Here is a 16,413-nt window from a genome sequence, read left to right as displayed (position 1 = left end):
ATTAAGAGTAATAAAAACAATGATTAAAACCAGAGGTCAAAAAAATGGCTTTTAATAACCGATTAAAACCCGATCACCATAAAACCATCAGTGAAAAATGAGAAAAAGAATTGGCTTTATTAATGATTATACACCCTGTAAAAAAGGAAAATAAGAATATAAAATAGATTAAAAAGACAATATATTTAAAAAAACAAACCGATTTTAATAATGTTTTCAACTGGGGATTAAACTTTTTATCAGCCAGTTAAATAATCGTTTATAAATAATCCCAATGACAAAATTCGCAAATAAATGATTTAATCAAATCGAGCTGGATTACTTTTATCGTTATTATGTTGCATTTATTATGCAACACCGCGACACGTTAAATATGCCCTTTTAAACTTATTTTATACTAGCCAATAACATTGCTTTTCTACGATTTTATTTAAATTATACTTATATTTCATACCTTTAATGTAATTTAACGCTATAATAAATTCATATCGTTATTTTTAAAAGATATTTTCGTGCTCTTTTAACACTTAAATATCCCTTTAATCATTATAACCTTTCTGGCTAATTAATTTTCCTGTAATAAAATATTATTAAATGAATTTACTGATTTATTTAAACATCATTTAAATAGACATGGTTTTAAGAGAAAACCTAAAATCATATGACGAGACTATTTTAATAAATAAAAGATTTTATTTTTATAACCCAAGTCTTTTCAAAACTGACCCGGTAAGGACAACCTTACCGGGTTTCGATTATTCCAAATAATTCATCACAACCGACTGACTATTTAGAGTATGATTTTCGCTTGTTGTACCACATCAATCAGTGGCTGAGGCCAGATACCCAGCGCCAGTACCAATAATGCAGAAATCAGCACAACCATCCCGCCGGCAGTTAAGGCCCAATTCCTCGGTGTATCACGGTTAAGGGTTTTTGGCGCATGCAAGTACAGACTCACCATCACTCTGAGATAGTAATAAAGGCCGATAGCACTGCCAAGAACCACCGCCGCAGTCAGCCACCACCGTTCAGCCTGTACACCCACGACAATCACATAGAACTTACCAATAAAGCCCAATGTCATTGGGATACCCGCCAGTGACAACATCATCACTGTCATTACCGCAGACAAAATCGGCTTATGCCAAAACAGGCCACGGTATGAGTAGAGGGAATCCGCATCCAGTCCTTTATATGGGCTGGACATCAGGCTAACGACACCAAACGCACCGATGCTGCTAAACAGATAACCCGCCAGATAGATACCCACCGTTTCTTCTGCAAGCTGGTTGTTTTGTACCGCTACCAGCGCCACTAACAGATAACCTAAGTGGGCAATAGAAGAGTAACCAAGCAGGCGTTTGATATTCGTCTGAGTCAGCGCCATCAAGTTACCGAACAACATCGAGGCAATCGCAATGACGGTTAATACCGTACGCAGCGCTTCACTGTCCGCCATCGGCGCTTCAACAAACAGACGCATCACTACTGCGAAAATCGCTATCTTACTGGCAGTTGCCAGAAAGGTAGAAACAGGAGCAGGCGCCCCCTGATAAACATCCGGTGTCCAGAGATGGAAAGGGACCAGCGACAATTTGAAGCCAAGACCCACAACCATCATACCCAGACCTGCCAAGATTAAAGGTTGATAGATATAGCTGTCAGACAAACGATGCCCCAGTGCCGCAAAAGAGAGATCGCCCGATTCCGCATAGAGCAACGCGATACCAAACAGCATGAAAGACGATGCCGCCGCAGACAGTAGCATGTACTTAATCGCCGCTTCCAGAGAGCGTTTCTGACGATAGGCATAACCAATCAAACCAAATAGCGGCAAAGTAAGCAGTTCAATACCGATAAACAATGATGCCAGATGGTTTGCACAAGCCAGGAGAATACCGCCCACGGTCGCAATCAGCACCAGCAGGTAGAACTCTTCTTTGTTATCCGGATAGTTTTCCAGCCAGGAATAGGCAAAAGTAGACGTTGCCAGGCTCGCAACCAGTACCAGACCGATATAGAGCATAGCGTAGCCGTCCACATGAACCAGTGGGGTGACATCCATCGCTTCCTGCTGCCCAACAAAGTAGAGGGACAGCAGAGCCAGATTCAAACCTACTACGGTCAGCGTGGTATTGATAAAGTGATCGCGTCGCCACGCAATGGACAGCATCACAACCACTACCGTCAATCCGACGATCAACAGCGGTAACAGCGCGATCAGTTGTTGAGGAGTTATTGTCATGGCGAATTACGGCCTTGTAGTTGAAATTGAAGCTGAATACCAGGTCTGGATGTTATCCATCGCTGCCGCTGAAGTATCAAGGATAGGTTGTGGGTAGAAGCCCATCACCACCAGTAATATCAACAGCAACATGACAATAGATATTTCCCGCATATCCATCCGTCTTAGTGGCTCATCTGATTTTGGCGCGCCGTAATAAGCCCGCTGCATCATATACAGGGCATATACAGAAGCGAAAACCAGTCCGAACACAGAGATCGTTATAATTAACGTGTATTCACTAAAACTGCCAAACAGAATCATAAACTCACCGACAAAGTTACCGGTTCCCGGCATCCCCAGGGTCGCAACAGCAAAGCACAGCGACAACGCAGGCAAAAACTGCACACGTCGCCACAACCCCCCCATTAGATTCATATCACGGGTATGCAAGCGCTCATAAAGCTGACCACAAAGAATAAACAGGCCCGCGGCTGATAAACCATGAGCAATCATCTGAATAATCGCCCCCTGGTAAGCAAGCTGGCTGCCAGAGTAAATCGCTATCAACACAAATCCCATATGCGAGATACTGGTATAAGCAATCAGGCGTTTGATATCTGTCTGGCTGAATGCCATCCATGCGCCATAGAAGATCCCAAGCACACCCAACCACATGGCGATTGGGGTGAACTCGTGAGAAGCTTCCGGGAACAGTGGCAAGCCAAAACGCAACAGACCATAACCCGCCGTTTTCAGCAAGATCCCCGCCAAGTCAACAGAACCCGCAGTTGGTGCCTGACTGTGAGCATCCGGTAACCACCCATGCAAAGGCACAACCGGCATTTTTACCGCAAAGGCGATAAAGAAACCCAACATCAGCAGGTATTGAACGGTATGTGACATTGGCGTATTCAGTAATTTCTCATAACTGAATGTCCATTCGCCCGTCGCGTTATAGTGCACCAATACCAGCGCCATAATCGCAATCAGCATCACCAGACCGCTCGCCTGGGTATAAATGAAGAATTTGGTCGCCGCGGTGATACGCGTCTTACCGCCTGATCCTCTGTGTCCCCACAATGCAATCAGGAAGTACATCGGTACCAACATCATTTCCCAGAAGAAGAAGAACAGGAACATGTCGATAGCGAGGAACACCCCCATCACACCACCCAGGATCCACAGCAGGTTCAAGTGGAAGAAGCCCTGATATGGTTGATTTTCCGTCCATGAACAGAGAATAGCCATCAGCCCCAGCAGCGCAGTCAACACGACCATCAGCAGGGATAAGCCATCCAGTGCAAGGTGAATGCTGATACCAAAACGTGGGATCCACGGCATAAAAAATTCTGATTGCCATTGAGGGATCCCCTGCGGATTAGCCAGGGTATAGCCCCCCTGCAACCACAATTGCAGTGAGAGCACCAGAGTCAACCCCATCGAAATTAACGCGATCCAACGTGGTACACGGGTACCAAAGCGTTCAGTCTGCCAGCTCAGCAAACCTCCGATGAAGGGCAAAAGAATTAGCCAAGGTAATAGCATGGCGCAATGTGTCCCTTAAATTAAACCAGTAGCAGCAGAGCTAAAACCAGCACTGCACCCAACCCCATAGAGGCAACGTACCAACGGACTTGCCCATTTTCACTCAGGCTAAGACCTTTGTTACTCCAGCGTGATAACACCGCCGGAATATTCATCAGTGAATTTAGCGGATCGTTCCGTAATAAATGGGTAATGCTCTTGAATGGCTTAACAAATACCCAGTCATACAGAACATCAAAGCCCCAGGCATTAAACCACCATACGGAAAAGAAGCGTCCCGGAGCACTTTGCGCCACGCTATTCACCAACTGACGTTTACCTAAATACAGTGCCATCGCCAGCAAAATACCCGCAACCGCCACCACACCAGAAACCACTTCCAGCATCATTTTACCTGTATCGCCCGTTGCATGGTCTTGCGGCAACACACCCGCCAGTGGTGGCGCAATCAATGCGCCCACAAAGGTGGAAAGCACCAGCAATACCAGTAATGGCAGGTGATGGGTAATCCCTTTAACCGGGTGCGCTTTGGTTTTTGCCTCACCGTGGAACACGATAAAAATCATACGGAAGGTATACAGAGACGTCATAAACGCACCGGCCAGACCCGCTAACATGAGGTTGATATGACCATGTGACATTGCCCCCCACAGAATTTCATCTTTACTGTAGAAACCGGCAGTGACGATTGGCAACGCCGATAGCGCCGCGCCACCGACCAGGAAGCAGATATAAACCAACGGAATGGATTTACGCAATCCACCCATTTTGAAAATATTCTGCTCGTGATGACAAGCCAGGATGACGGAACCCGAGGCCAGGAACAACAGCGCCTTAAAGAATGCGTGCGTCATCAGGTGGAAGATTGCCGCATCCCACGCCTGAACCCCCAACGCCAGGAACATGTAGCCAATCTGACTCATCGTTGAGTAAGCCAGTACACGTTTAATATCGGTTTGCACCAACGCAGCAAAACCTGCCAACACCAGAGTAACAGCGCCAATAGTCCCAACCAATTGCAGGATTTCCGGGGCCATCAAGAACAGACCGTGACTTCGGGCAACCAGATAAACCCCGGCGGTCACCATCGTTGCGGCGTGAATAAGCGCAGAAACCGGCGTCGGGCCGGCCATCGCATCAGCCAACCAGGTTTGTAACGGCAATTGAGCTGATTTACCGACTGCTCCCCCTAATATCATCAGGGTCGCCCAGGTAATCACCGAAGAACCGGCTTCCAGATGTTGCGGTGCCAAAACCGCCAATTCGCGGAAGTTCAGGGTTCCCAAATTGTCATACAGAATAAACATGCCGATAGCCAGGAAGACGTCACCCACACGGGTAACGACAAAGGCTTTCATTGCCGCGGCACCATTTGCCGGGTTGGTATAGTAGAAGCCAATCAGCAAATAACTGCACAGCCCCACCCCTTCCCAGCCGAGATACATCAGCATCATGTTATCTGCCAGAACCAGTATCACCATGCTGGCGATAAACAGGTTGGTATAAGCGAAGAAACGGGAATAACCCTCTTCACCACGCATATACCATGAGGCATACATATGGATCAGGAAACCAACACCGGTGACCACACTCAGCATGGTCAGAGACAAACCATCAAGAACCAGCGTGAAAGGAATACTGAAATCCCCAACCTCCATCCAGTTCCACAGGTTTTGGCTGTAAACCAGATCACCCGCCACATTCTGGCTGTTGAAATCAATAGCAACCCACAAAGTCACCAGCGCAGCCAGACCAACAGAACCAATCCCGATGGTGGCTGATGTGTTTTCAGACCAGCGGCCACGGGAAAATGCCAACAGCAAAAATCCCAGCAGTGGCAGCAGAATTGTTAAATAGAGTAAGTTCATCCGCGCATCTCACTGACTGTATCAATATTCAGACTCTGGCGACGACGATAAAGCTGCAATAACAACGCCAGGCCAATACTCGCCTCTGCCGCAGCCAAACTAATCGCCAGAATGAACATCACCTGACCATCCGGCTGCCCCCAATAGCTGCCTACCACCACAAAAGCCAGGGCCGCAGCATTAATCATCACTTCAAGGCCAATTAACATAAACAACAGATTACGACGGATGATGAGCCCGGTCAGGCCCAGAACAAATAGGATTGCCGCCAAAATCAGTCCATGTTGAAGAGGTATCATGGTTGTTCCTCCGCATTTCGGTTACTGAGCACTTCACCCTGTTTGTGTTCACGGCCTATGTGATAAGCCACCACCATACCGGCCAGTAACAGCAGAGAAGCCAGTTCAACAGCCAGCACATAGGGGCCAAACAGGCTGATACCCACTTCTTTGGCGCTGACAACTTCCCCCGTGATATTGTCGGCAATATCACCATGAGAAACGTTGACAATGGTATACACCAGCACGATAAGCAACACGGCTGACAGCAGACCCGGACCAACCCAGGTCCGCGGTTTCAGCCAAATACGCTCCTGTTCAACAACAGATCTGCCAAGGTTAAGCATCATCACCACGAAAACGAACAGCACCATAATGGCCCCGGCGTAAACGATGATCTCCAGCGCTGCAGCAAAATAAGCACCCAGCGAAAAAAACACCGCTGAAAGCGCCAGCAGAGAAACAATCAAATACAAAAGCGCGTGTATTGGATTGGTGTGTGTAATCACCCTGATGGTTGCCAATATCGCAACCAGCCCGGCGGTATAAAACGTAAATTCCATGAATATCGCTCCTTACGGCAACAGGCTTTTAACGTCGATAGGTTTTGCTTCGTCGTCGGCTTCACCTTTTGATTTGCCGTCAATCGCCATACCTGTCTTACGGTAAAAGTTATAATCAGGATATTTACCTGGCCCTGAAATCGTCAGGTCATCTTTTTCATACACCAGATCCTGGCGCTTAAACTCCCCCATTTCGAAATCCGGTGTTAACTGGATTGCGGTAGTCGGGCAAGCCTCTTCACACAGGCCGCAGAAAATGCAACGTGAGAAGTTAATGCGGAAAAACTCCGGATACCAGCGACCATCTTTATGCTCAGCCTTTTGCAATGAAATACAGCCAACCGGGCAAACTGCCGCACACAGGTTACAGGCAACACAACGCTCTTCGCCGTCCGGATCACGTGTCAACACAATACGGCCACGGTAACGGGGTGGCAGATAAACCGGTTCTTCAGGATACATTTGGGTTTCGCGCTTATGAAAAGCATGCAGGCCAATCATCCAAATACTGCGTACCTGGGTGGCGAAACCAACCGCTAACTCTTTTAATGTCATGGTTCATTCCCCCCTTATTGAGCGTTGTACAAAATCACTGCCGCAGTCGCCAGCAGGTTTAGTAAGGTCAGCGGCAAACAAATTTTCCAGCCAAATGCCATTACCTGGTCATAACGCGGGCGCGGTAAAGAGGCACGTATCAGGATGAACATCACCATGAAAAACGCAGTTTTCAGCGCAAACCAGACAAACGGCGGCAGGAATGGACCGTGCCAACCACCAAAGAACATTGTCACAATCAAGGCAGAAACCGTGACAATACCGATATATTCACCCACGAAGAACAGACCAAATTTCATACCGGAGTATTCAATGTGGTAGCCATCAGCCAGTTCCTGTTCTGCTTCCGGCTGGTCAAATGGGTGACGGTGACACACGGCCACACCCGCGATAGCAAAAGTCAGGAAGCCAAAGAATTGAGGAATGATATTCCACATGTGTTCCTGTGCGTTGACGATATCCACCATATTGAAGGAATCAGCCTGTGCAACAACGCCCATAAAAGAGAGGCCGAGAAACACCTCATAACTCAGTGTCTGTGCAGAAGCACGCATCGCCCCCAGCAGGGAGTATTTGTTGTTACTTGCCCATCCGGCAAACAAAACCGCGTAGACAGCCAGACCCGCCATCATCATGAAGAATAAAATGCCGATGTTGAGGTCCGCAGCCATCCAGTTCGGAGTGATAGGCACAATGGCAAAGGCAAGCAACAGAGAGCAGAAACCAATAACAGGCGCTAAGGTAAAGATCAACCGGTCAGCAAAACGAGGTACCCAGTCCTCCTTGAAGAACATTTTGATCATGTCGGCCACGATCTGTAATGATCCGCCCCAACCGACACGGTTTGGCCCATAACGGTTCTGAAACAACGCCAGCAAACGTCGTTCACCAAAGCTCATTAATGCCCCACAGGCAACCACCACCACCAAGATCACCACCGATTTCAGAATAGCGATCAGTACATCAATAACGTCGGGGGTTAACCAACTCATTGTGCCGCCTCCCGCAGATTATTCACTGAAACACCCGCCAGTACCGGAGGAATACCCGGCATTCCCATTGGCAAGCCAATCTGACCTTGAGCGAGCTTTTCACTCAAACGAACTGCCAAACGCAGTTGCTGACCAAAACAATCAAACTCCAGAATAGAACCTGTTTTCACTCCCAGTTGATCCGCATCTTTGTTATTGAGCATCACATAAGGCTCCGGCATACGTTCCTGAATCACATCGGAACGTTGGGTTAATTCTTCACTGCCAAACAGGTGGTGGTAAGGCGCGACGACCCATTGGTTATCCCGTACAGAAAATTCAGCCGGAATCTGATCAAAGTAGTTCAGACCACCGTCAGTCGTTTCAATCAGACGTACACCCGGATCACCAAAGCGCAGATGACCACCGACTTCCGCCTGGAATTTATTCCACGCCTGCGGTGAGTTCCAGCCCGGCGCCCAGGCAAACGGAACCTGCTGACGATTTGCATCAGGGCTATTGTTGCCTTCCATTGAGAAAGCAAACGCTGAATCAATATCCTGTGGCTGACGCTGCTCATGGACACTGAGATTCGCCAGCATCGCAGTACGGCCACTGTAACGGTGCGGTGAACGCGCCAGTTTCTGACCACGGATGCGGAATGTGGAATCAGGCGCAGCATCAACAATGCCCTTAAGCTGTGGCATCACGCCAACACAAGCATCAATAACATGGTCAAGCTGAGTCCAATCCAAATGACATTCGGTATAAGTCGCGTGCAGAGAGTGCAGCCAACGCCAGCTCTCCAGCATCACCACGGATTTGTCATAGAAAGAAGGCTGGAAAACCTGGAAGTAACGCTGTGCCCGGCCTTCCTGATTCACTAGCGTGCCGTCGCTTTCTGCAAAGCTGGCAGCCGGAAGGATCAGATGGGCTTTATCCATGATAGCCGTGCGCTGATGGTCAACCACAATCAGGTTTTTCAGCGTGTTCAGTGCATCATCGACCTTATCGGCTGCTGCATGTCGATAGAGATCATTTTCCATCACGATAGCCGTATCAGATTGACCACTGCTAATACGTTGCAAAGCAACATCCAGTGGCTGGGCCTCCATCATTCCTAATCCAATGCTGTTCGCATAGATCGCGACAAACGACAGACCGACATCTGAGCCTTTATCCTTCAGCGCCCAGGCAACATTGGCTGCCGCCTGAATGATCGCATCACTACCCACGTTACTGCCGCTGATAATCAATGGTTTCTTCGCGCCAATCAGTGCCTGCGCAACCATTTCCACTTTCGCTTTCAGTTCATCAGGTAAATTTTCGACTGCCGGTGCCGTGTTATCCAATGCATGAGCGACGGCAAAACCAAAACGGGCCTGATCATCAACCGGCGCACGGTAATTCCACGCCGCGATATCATCCAGACGGGTATCATCCACGTTAGTCACAAACAGGGGATATTTAGCACGCTGGCCGATATTCATCACCGCGGCAATCTGCCAGTCAGCGACTTTCTGAGCTGCTGCCATTTCGCGGGCTTTGCCTTTCACCGCCTGACGAACGGACAGTGCCATACGGGCACCGGTCTGAGTCAGGTCTTCACCTAAAATCAGCACCGCATCGTAGCTTTCAATTTCACGCAGCGACGGCGTATAAACGCCACCCTGCTGGAGAATTTCCAACATCATATCCAGGCGTTGCTGTTCAGCAGCAGCAATCCCGCTATAGAAGTTTTCCGCGCCCACCAGTTCACGCAGGGCAAAATTGCTTTCCAGGCTGGCCCGTGGTGAACCGATACCAATGGCATTTTTGGCCTGACGTAAAATATCCGCCCCACCCTGCATAGCTTGTTCAGCGTTAAGCGAGATCCAATGATCACCACGCAATTGTTGTGGCTGACGAGGCCGGTCTTTACGGTTGACATAACCGTAGCCAAAGCGACCGCGGTCACACATAAAGTAGTGGTTTACCGTACCGTTATAACGGTTCTCAATACGGCGTAATTCACCATAACGTTCCCCAGGACTGGTGTTACAGCCAATACTGCACTGCTGGCAGATGCTTGGCGCAAACTGCATATCCCATTTACGGTTATAACGTTCGGAATGGGTTTTGTCAGTGAATACCCCAGTCGGGCAGATTTCTACCAGATTACCGGAGAATTCACTTTCCAGCGTGCCGCTTTCAGGGCGACCGAAATAGATGTTATCGTTAGCGCCATAGACACCAAAATCAGAGCCGTCAGCGTAATCTTTGTAGTAGCGCACACAGCGATAACAGGCAATACAGCGGTTCATTTCATGAGAAATAAACGGCCCCAATTCCTGGTTAATATGTGTACGCTTAGTGAAACGGTATTTACGGAATGTATGGCCGGTCATCACGGTCATATCCTGCAAGTGGCAGTTGCCCCCTTCTTCACACACGGGACAATCATGCGGGTGGTTGGCCATCAGCCACTCAACCACACTCGCACGAAATTGTTTGGCCTCTTCATCATCAATAGCGATGAAAGTGCCATCCGTTGCCGGAGTCATACAGGACATAATCAGACGACCGCGCGTATCATCCGCGTTTTGGTATTGCTTTACCGCACATTGGCGGCAAGCGCCAACGCTTCCCAGCGCTGGATGCCAGCAAAAATAAGGAATATCTAGCCCTAAAGAGAGGCAAGCTTGTAACAGGTTATCAGCCCCGTCTACATCATATTTTTTGCCGTCTACATGTATCGTAGCCATAGTCAGCATGCTTCCAAGTGACCTGCTTTTCAGCAAGTGTTAATCAAAAATTCTGCTAATTTCGTGAAGAACCCATTACCAACGCTGCTTTAGCAGGTTTGGTTGGATACCCGCAATCAGGTGAGTGTTCCCATAGTCTTGGGTCACAATTCCAGCTTCGAATTCATCACGGAAATATTTGATGGCACTCTGTAAGGGTTCCACAGCCCCGGGTGCATGAGCACAAAATGTATTACCCGGCCCAAGGAAGCGACAGAGCTGTTCCAACGTTTCGATATCCCCTGGCTGCCCTTCTCCACGTTCTATTGCACGCAGAATTTTCACGCTCCACGGCAGTCCGTCACGACATGGGGTACACCAGCCGCAGGATTCACGGGAAAAGAATTCTTCAAGATTACGGGTCAGCGAAACCATGTTGATTTCGTGGTCAACAGCCATTGCCAACGCAGTACCCAAACGGCTGCCCGCTTTAGCGATATTTTCAAAATCCATTGGCAGATCCAGATGTTCAGCGGTCAGGAAGTCTGTTCCTGCGCCACCCGGTTGCCACGCTTTGAATTTCAGGCCGTCACGCATGCCACCAGCATAATCTTCAAGAATTTCACGGGCAGTCACCCCGAATGGCAATTCCCACAACCCCGGATTTTTCACCCGACCGGAGAATCCCATCAATTTAGTACCGGCATCTTTACTCTTGCCCGCACTCAGGCCGATATACCACTCTTTACCGAATTCAAGAATTGAGGGAACGTTGCATAAGGTTTCAACATTATTGACACAAGTCGGCTTGCCCCATGCGCCGGAAGTGGCTGGAAATGGCGGTTTTGAGCGAGGGTTAGCCCGACGGCCTTCCAGGGAATTAATCAGCGCGGTCTCTTCACCACAGATATAACGCCCTGCGCCAGTATGAACAAACAGCTCAAAATCAAAGCCGCTGCCCATAATATTTTTACCCAACAAACCTGCCACCTTAGCTTCTTCAATGGCTTTACGCAGATGCACCGCCGCTTCCACATATTCACCACGCAAGAAGATATAGCCACGATAAGCTTTCAGGGCAAACGCACTGATCAGCATCCCTTCCACCAGCAGATGAGGAAGCTGCTCCATCAGCAAACGGTCTTTGTAAGTACCCGGCTCCATTTCATCTGCGTTACACAGCAGATAACGAATATTCATGCTTTCGTCTTTCGGCATCAGACTCCATTTCAGACCGGTGGAGAAACCGGCACCTCCACGACCTTTCAGCCCGGCGTCTTTTACCAAAGAAACCACTTCTGCCGGAGCCATGCCTTTCAGTGCTTTTTCAGCACCGCGATAACCACTTTTGCTGCGGTACTCATCCAGCCATACCGGCTGTTTGTCATCACGCAAGCGCCAGGTAAGAGGATGGGTTTCCTCAGTACGGATAATTTCTTTTATTCCTGAATGTGCTGTCATGGATACTGCTCCAGTAACTTTTCAATCTCTTCAGGTTTGACAGAACTGTGAGTATCGTCATCGATCATCATGGTCGGGCCTTTATCACAGTTACCCAAGCAACAGGTTGGCAGTAGCGTAAAACGCCCGTCTTGCGTCGTCTGGCCCGGACAGATCTTCAAATGCCTTTCAATAGCGGCCTGGACATCCTGATAACCGGTAATGTGGCAAACCACGCTGTCACAGTAACGGATAATATGGCGGCCCACTGGCTGGCGATAAATCTGGCTGTAGAATGTTGCCACACCTTCCACATCACTGGCAGGAATACCAAGCACATCAGCAATCGCGTAAATGGCGCCATCCGGCACCCAACCACGATGCTTCTGCACAATTTTCAATGCTTCGATAGAAGCGGCGCGCGGATCTTCGTAATGGTGTTTTTCATGCTCAATCGCATCGTGCTCTTCGGTACTCAGTACAAAACCTGCTTTTGCCTGAGGCTCTGTCACGTTAACCACATCAAGGCGCGCCTGTTGAGCATTCGCGTTAATTTCACTTTGCATAGTTAGCGATCCACATCAGACATAACAAAATCAATACTGCCCAGATACACGATCAGGTCAGAAACCAAGCTACCGCGGATCACCGAAGGAATTTGCTGCAAATGAGGAAAACTCGGTGTACGAACACGGGTGCGATAACTCATGGTACTGCCGTCACTGGTCAGATAGTAACTGTTGATACCCTTGGTTGCTTCAATCATCTGGAAAGACTCATTTGCTGGCATTACCGGCCCCCATGACACTTGCAGAAAGTGGTTAATCATGGTTTCAATATGCTGCAAAGTGCGTTCTTTCGGCGGTGGAGTCGTCAATGGGTGATCGGCCTTGAATGGGCCTTCCGGCATATTTTTCAGACACTGTTTCAGGATCCGCATACTTTGACGGACTTCTTCCACTTTCAGCATCACACGGTCATAACAGTCGCCGTTATTACCAATCGGCACGTCGAATTCAAAATTTTCATAACCAGAGTATGGGCGCCATTTACGTACATCAAATGCAATACCCGTTGCCCGCAAACCGGCCCCGGTCGTGCCCCAGTCAAGAGCTTGTTTAGAATTATAGGCAGCAACGCCAATAGAACGGCCTTTCAAGATGCTGTTTTTCAGCGCCACTTTCACATAGGAATCAAGGCGTTTCGGCATCCAGTTCAGGAAATCATTCAGCAATTTATCCCAACCACGCGGCAGATCATGCGCCACACCGCCAATACGGAACCATGCCGGGTGCATACGGAAACCGGTAATCGCTTCCACCAGATCATAAATTTTCTGGCGGTCGGTAAAGGCGAAGAACACCGGTGTCATCCCACCGACGTCCTGAATAAAGGTCGAGATATACAACAGGTGGCTATTAATCCGGAACAATTCCGACAACATGACACGAATGGTTTTCACCCGATCAGGCACCTCAATACCCGCCAGCTTTTCCACCGCCAGCACATAAGGCATTTCGTTGACGCAACCACCGAGGTACTCAATACGGTCTGTATAGGGAATATAGCTGTGCCAGGACTGGCGCTCACCCATTTTTTCCGCACCGCGATGGTGATAGCCAACATCCGGTACACAATCGACAATCTCTTCGCCATCCAGTTGAAGAATGATACGGAATGCACCATGAGAAGAAGGATGGTTAGGACCAAGGTTAAGGAACATGAAGTCCTCGTTATCGGTACCCCGTTTCATTCCCCACTCTTCCGGCTTGAAAGTCAACGCTTCCATTTCCAGATCTTCTTTCTGCCGGGTTAGCTCGAAAGGATCGAATTCTGTCGCTCGGGCCGGATAGTCCTTACGCAGCGGATGCCCTTCCCAAGTCGGCGGCAACATAATGCGGCGCAGGTTCGGATGGCCGTTAAAGACAATCCCAAACATCTCCCATGTTTCGCGTTCATACCAGTTGGCATTTGGAAATAGGAGTGTTGCCGTCGGGAGATGCAAATCTTTCTCACTGAGCGCAACCTTCAACATAATGTCGCGGTTACGTTCAATAGAAAGCAAATGATAAAACACAGAAAAATCTGCGTCAGGCAGCCCCTGACGGTGAGTACGCTGGCGCTCATCCATGCCATGCAAATCAAATAGCATGACATAAGGCTTAGGCAGTTTTTTCAGAAAAGTGATTACTTCCAGTAATTGTTCACGCTTCACCCAGACTACTGGTATACCGGTGCGGGTTGGCTGAACAGTAAAGGCATCCGGGCCAAAATGGTTACGCAGCTCACTCACAACCGGATCATCAAGATGGTCATGAGTCTGCCACGCAGGCCGGGCGCTTTCTTGCGCTATCTGATCTATCATCATTCTTCACCACAACGCTTTGATCAGTGTTTGTTTTGATCAGTATTGTTATCGCAACACATTGCTCTGGTTACGCTGTACGGCTAAAAGCCCTAAACTTCGTCTGGTGTACGCAGATTTTTCACTGCGATACGTTCCCCGTGCTTACGTTCTCTTTCTGACTGCATATTGGCACGGTAAACCCCTTGATCGCCCACGACCCAAGACAACGGACGACGCTCTTTGCCGATCGACTCCTGCAACAACATCAGAGCCTGCATATAGGCTTCAGGGCGGGGAGGACAACCAGGGATATAAACATCAACGGGGATAAACTTATCAACCCCCTGAACCACAGAGTAGATATCGTACATACCACCAGAGTTGGCGCAGGCTCCCATTGAGATAACCCATTTCGGCTCAAGCATCTGGTCATAAAGGCGCTGAATAACCGGAGCCATTTTGGTGAAACAGGTTCCAGCGACCACCATAAAATCCGCCTGACGGGGTGACGCACGTAAAACTTCAGCCCCAAAACGGGCGACGTCATGAACGGCAGTAAATGATGTCGCCATTTCCACATAACAGCAGGAAAGACCGAAGTTATAAGGCCACAGGGAGTTTTTACGTCCCCAGTTCACCAAATCATGCAGAGCGTGTTCCAGTTTGCCCATATAAACACTACGGTGGACGTGTTGCTCCAGTGGGTCAACGACAATTTCCTGTTTTTGCAGGGGATAACGGTCATTCTCACCGTTCGGATCTATGCGGGTGAGCGTATAATCCATCTTTATGCCTCGCTATTACTGCGGATGACTATTGTTAATGTTAATCACAACGCTTGGTTTACTCACCTGGCGACTTGATCGGGATGGCGTCCAATTCAGCGCACCAATACGCACCAAGTAAAACAAGCCTGCCAATAACACCAAAATGAAAATACTTGCTTCGATAAAGCCTAACCAACCACTCTCTTTGATAGAGACTGACCATGCATATAGAAACAGAGCTTCAACATCGAAGATGACAAAGAACATGGCGACCAGATAGAACTTGGCCGACATACGGAGACGAGCACTGCCGACAGAATCAATACCTGATTCATAAGGGATATGTTTTGCCCGGGCTTTAGCTCTCCCACCCAGAAAAAACGCCCCTAACAGCATCAAAGCACACAGACCGAAAGCACCTAAAAGAAATACCGCGAATGCCCAGTGATGGGCAAAGAGTTCAGTGGATGTTGACATACTCATTGCTTACTCATCAAAAGTGGTGTCAAAAGTGTCTGCTCTTTTGTCTGGCAGTGTTGCACCACATCGATTCAAGGGAAGGGGTAACAACCAAATCTGAAACACTGCTAATCAATGATTGATGGAGTGAATCTTTTTGGTTTTTACTCCTCTCAACAATATTTTGTCTGTTATGACAAAATTAATCTAACATTTATTTACAAACAACAAACTTAATCTTAACGGATCGTGCTACCACACTGCTAAAACGTGTCAGTCACTTGACATGCAAACAGCATCGAAAGCTAGTTTAACCGATAACTCGCTTTTACTACATCATTATCTCAGGAAAAACCTGCCTTTCCACTGCTTCATAGAGGGTATTTATTTGATCAAGTACACAGTTTGACAGAAAAAAATTTTGACACTGATGATAATTCATTCAAATCTGAAGAAATTATATTTTTCATCTGTGAGAGTAAGAAAAAAATCCAAGCTCACTACAGAAACTCTTATTTTATCAATTCTGCAAATTATTACTTTGTTAACAATATAACAATTTGTTAACCAAATCAGGAAGGGGTTAGGAAAAAAGCCACCGTATATTCAATGATCATGATAACGGCAAAATAAGGTGAATTTAGTTGATGATTACTTATAAATATAT

The 16,413-nt window shown here is 48.0% G+C and carries 13 protein-coding genes; all 13 read right to left on the bottom strand.

Annotated features, from left to right (window positions below; all coding sequences use genetic code 11):
- Positions 1 to 790: 790 nt before the first annotated feature.
- The 13 genes from nuoN to C5470_RS12660 all read right to left on the bottom strand — a co-directional run bounded on the left by nuoN (position 791) and on the right by C5470_RS12660 (position 15,770).
- Positions 791 to 2,248, bottom strand: coding sequence for an NADH-quinone oxidoreductase subunit NuoN (nuoN, locus tag C5470_RS12720; RefSeq protein WP_166289571.1), 1,458 nt, complete (start codon positions 2,246 to 2,248; stop codon positions 791 to 793).
- Positions 2,249 to 2,254: 6 nt separating this feature from the next.
- Positions 2,255 to 3,775, bottom strand: coding sequence for an NADH-quinone oxidoreductase subunit M (nuoM, locus tag C5470_RS12715; protein WP_152961642.1), 1,521 nt, complete (start codon positions 3,773 to 3,775; stop codon positions 2,255 to 2,257).
- A 20-nt stretch (positions 3,776 to 3,795) separates the two neighbouring features.
- The gene (nuoL, locus tag C5470_RS12710; protein WP_152961641.1) at positions 3,796 to 5,643 is read right to left on the bottom strand and encodes an NADH-quinone oxidoreductase subunit L; all 1,848 of its coding nucleotides are present in this window, start codon (positions 5,641 to 5,643) and stop codon (positions 3,796 to 3,798) included.
- Positions 5,640 to 5,942 (bottom strand): NADH-quinone oxidoreductase subunit NuoK, encoded by a 303-nt coding sequence (nuoK, locus tag C5470_RS12705; RefSeq protein WP_036843392.1) that lies wholly within the window; start codon positions 5,940 to 5,942, stop codon positions 5,640 to 5,642. Before nuoK ends, nuoL begins: the two co-directional genes overlap by 4 nt.
- Positions 5,939 to 6,484, bottom strand: coding sequence for an NADH-quinone oxidoreductase subunit J (gene nuoJ, locus C5470_RS12700; RefSeq protein ID WP_036843390.1), 546 nt, complete (start codon positions 6,482 to 6,484; stop codon positions 5,939 to 5,941). The genes nuoK and nuoJ overlap by 4 nt, the downstream gene beginning before the upstream one ends.
- A gap of 12 nt (positions 6,485 to 6,496) precedes the next feature.
- Positions 6,497 to 7,039: an NADH-quinone oxidoreductase subunit NuoI gene (gene nuoI, locus C5470_RS12695; RefSeq protein ID WP_036843389.1), complete on the bottom strand. Its 543-nt coding sequence runs from the start codon at positions 7,037 to 7,039 to the stop codon at positions 6,497 to 6,499.
- Positions 7,040 to 7,053: 14 nt separating this feature from the next.
- Positions 7,054 to 8,031: an NADH-quinone oxidoreductase subunit NuoH gene (nuoH, locus tag C5470_RS12690; RefSeq protein WP_036843387.1), complete on the bottom strand. Its 978-nt coding sequence runs from the start codon at positions 8,029 to 8,031 to the stop codon at positions 7,054 to 7,056.
- On the bottom strand, positions 8,028 to 10,754 hold the full coding sequence (gene nuoG, locus C5470_RS12685; protein WP_110742779.1) for an NADH-quinone oxidoreductase subunit NuoG: 2,727 nt from the start codon (positions 10,752 to 10,754) through the stop codon (positions 8,028 to 8,030). The genes nuoH and nuoG overlap by 4 nt, the downstream gene beginning before the upstream one ends.
- A gap of 75 nt (positions 10,755 to 10,829) precedes the next feature.
- Positions 10,830 to 12,194, bottom strand: a complete 1,365-nt coding sequence (gene nuoF, locus C5470_RS12680; protein ID WP_036843385.1) for an NADH-quinone oxidoreductase subunit NuoF — start codon at positions 12,192 to 12,194, stop codon at positions 10,830 to 10,832.
- A complete protein-coding gene (gene nuoE, locus C5470_RS12675; protein ID WP_036843384.1) occupies positions 12,191 to 12,739 on the bottom strand; it encodes an NADH-quinone oxidoreductase subunit NuoE in 549 nt (182 codons plus the stop codon). The genes nuoF and nuoE overlap by 4 nt, the downstream gene beginning before the upstream one ends.
- 2 nt (positions 12,740 to 12,741) lie before the next feature.
- Positions 12,742 to 14,541, bottom strand: coding sequence for an NADH-quinone oxidoreductase subunit C/D (nuoC, locus tag C5470_RS12670; protein WP_207626983.1), 1,800 nt, complete (start codon positions 14,539 to 14,541; stop codon positions 12,742 to 12,744).
- A gap of 89 nt (positions 14,542 to 14,630) precedes the next feature.
- Positions 14,631 to 15,305, bottom strand: a complete 675-nt coding sequence (locus tag C5470_RS12665) for a NuoB/complex I 20 kDa subunit family protein (protein WP_166289568.1) — start codon at positions 15,303 to 15,305, stop codon at positions 14,631 to 14,633.
- A gap of 15 nt (positions 15,306 to 15,320) precedes the next feature.
- Positions 15,321 to 15,770: an NADH-quinone oxidoreductase subunit A gene (locus C5470_RS12660; protein WP_023045489.1), complete on the bottom strand. Its 450-nt coding sequence runs from the start codon at positions 15,768 to 15,770 to the stop codon at positions 15,321 to 15,323.
- Positions 15,771 to 16,413 lie beyond the last annotated feature (643 nt).

Source organism: Photorhabdus stackebrandtii, from assembly GCF_011189495.1.
Classification (GTDB): domain Bacteria; phylum Pseudomonadota; class Gammaproteobacteria; order Enterobacterales; family Enterobacteriaceae; genus Photorhabdus; species Photorhabdus khanii.
The sequence above is the reverse complement of the archived record's forward strand: the minus strand, read 5'-3'. Positions and strand labels throughout refer to the sequence as shown.

What these genes read in the sequence shown, in the direction of transcription:
- nuoL (WP_152961641.1), bottom strand. Translation starts at nt 5,643, where the DNA reads ATGAACTTACTCTATTTAACAATTCTGCTGCCACTGCTGGGATTTTTG.
- nuoI (WP_036843389.1), bottom strand. Translation starts at nt 7,039, where the DNA reads ATGACATTAAAAGAGTTAGCGGTTGGTTTCGCCACCCAGGTACGCAGT.
- C5470_RS12665 (WP_166289568.1), bottom strand. Translation starts at nt 15,305, where the DNA reads ATGGATTATACGCTCACCCGCATAGATCCGAACGGTGAGAATGACCGT.
- nuoN (WP_166289571.1), bottom strand. Translation starts at nt 2,248, where the DNA reads ATGACAATAACTCCTCAACAACTGATCGCGCTGTTACCGCTGTTGATC.
- nuoC (WP_207626983.1), bottom strand. Translation starts at nt 14,541, where the DNA reads ATGATGATAGATCAGATAGCGCAAGAAAGCGCCCGGCCTGCGTGGCAG.
- nuoM (WP_152961642.1), bottom strand. Translation starts at nt 3,775, where the DNA reads ATGCTATTACCTTGGCTAATTCTTTTGCCCTTCATCGGAGGTTTGCTG.
- nuoG (WP_110742779.1), bottom strand. Translation starts at nt 10,754, where the DNA reads ATGGCTACGATACATGTAGACGGCAAAAAATATGATGTAGACGGGGCT.
- nuoF (WP_036843385.1), bottom strand. Translation starts at nt 12,194, where the DNA reads ATGACAGCACATTCAGGAATAAAAGAAATTATCCGTACTGAGGAAACC.
- nuoJ (WP_036843390.1), bottom strand. Translation starts at nt 6,484, where the DNA reads ATGGAATTTACGTTTTATACCGCCGGGCTGGTTGCGATATTGGCAACC.
- nuoH (WP_036843387.1), bottom strand. Translation starts at nt 8,031, where the DNA reads ATGAGTTGGTTAACCCCCGACGTTATTGATGTACTGATCGCTATTCTG.
- nuoE (WP_036843384.1), bottom strand. Translation starts at nt 12,739, where the DNA reads ATGCAAAGTGAAATTAACGCGAATGCTCAACAGGCGCGCCTTGATGTG.
- C5470_RS12660 (WP_023045489.1), bottom strand. Translation starts at nt 15,770, where the DNA reads ATGAGTATGTCAACATCCACTGAACTCTTTGCCCATCACTGGGCATTC.
- nuoK (WP_036843392.1), bottom strand. Translation starts at nt 5,942, where the DNA reads ATGATACCTCTTCAACATGGACTGATTTTGGCGGCAATCCTATTTGTT.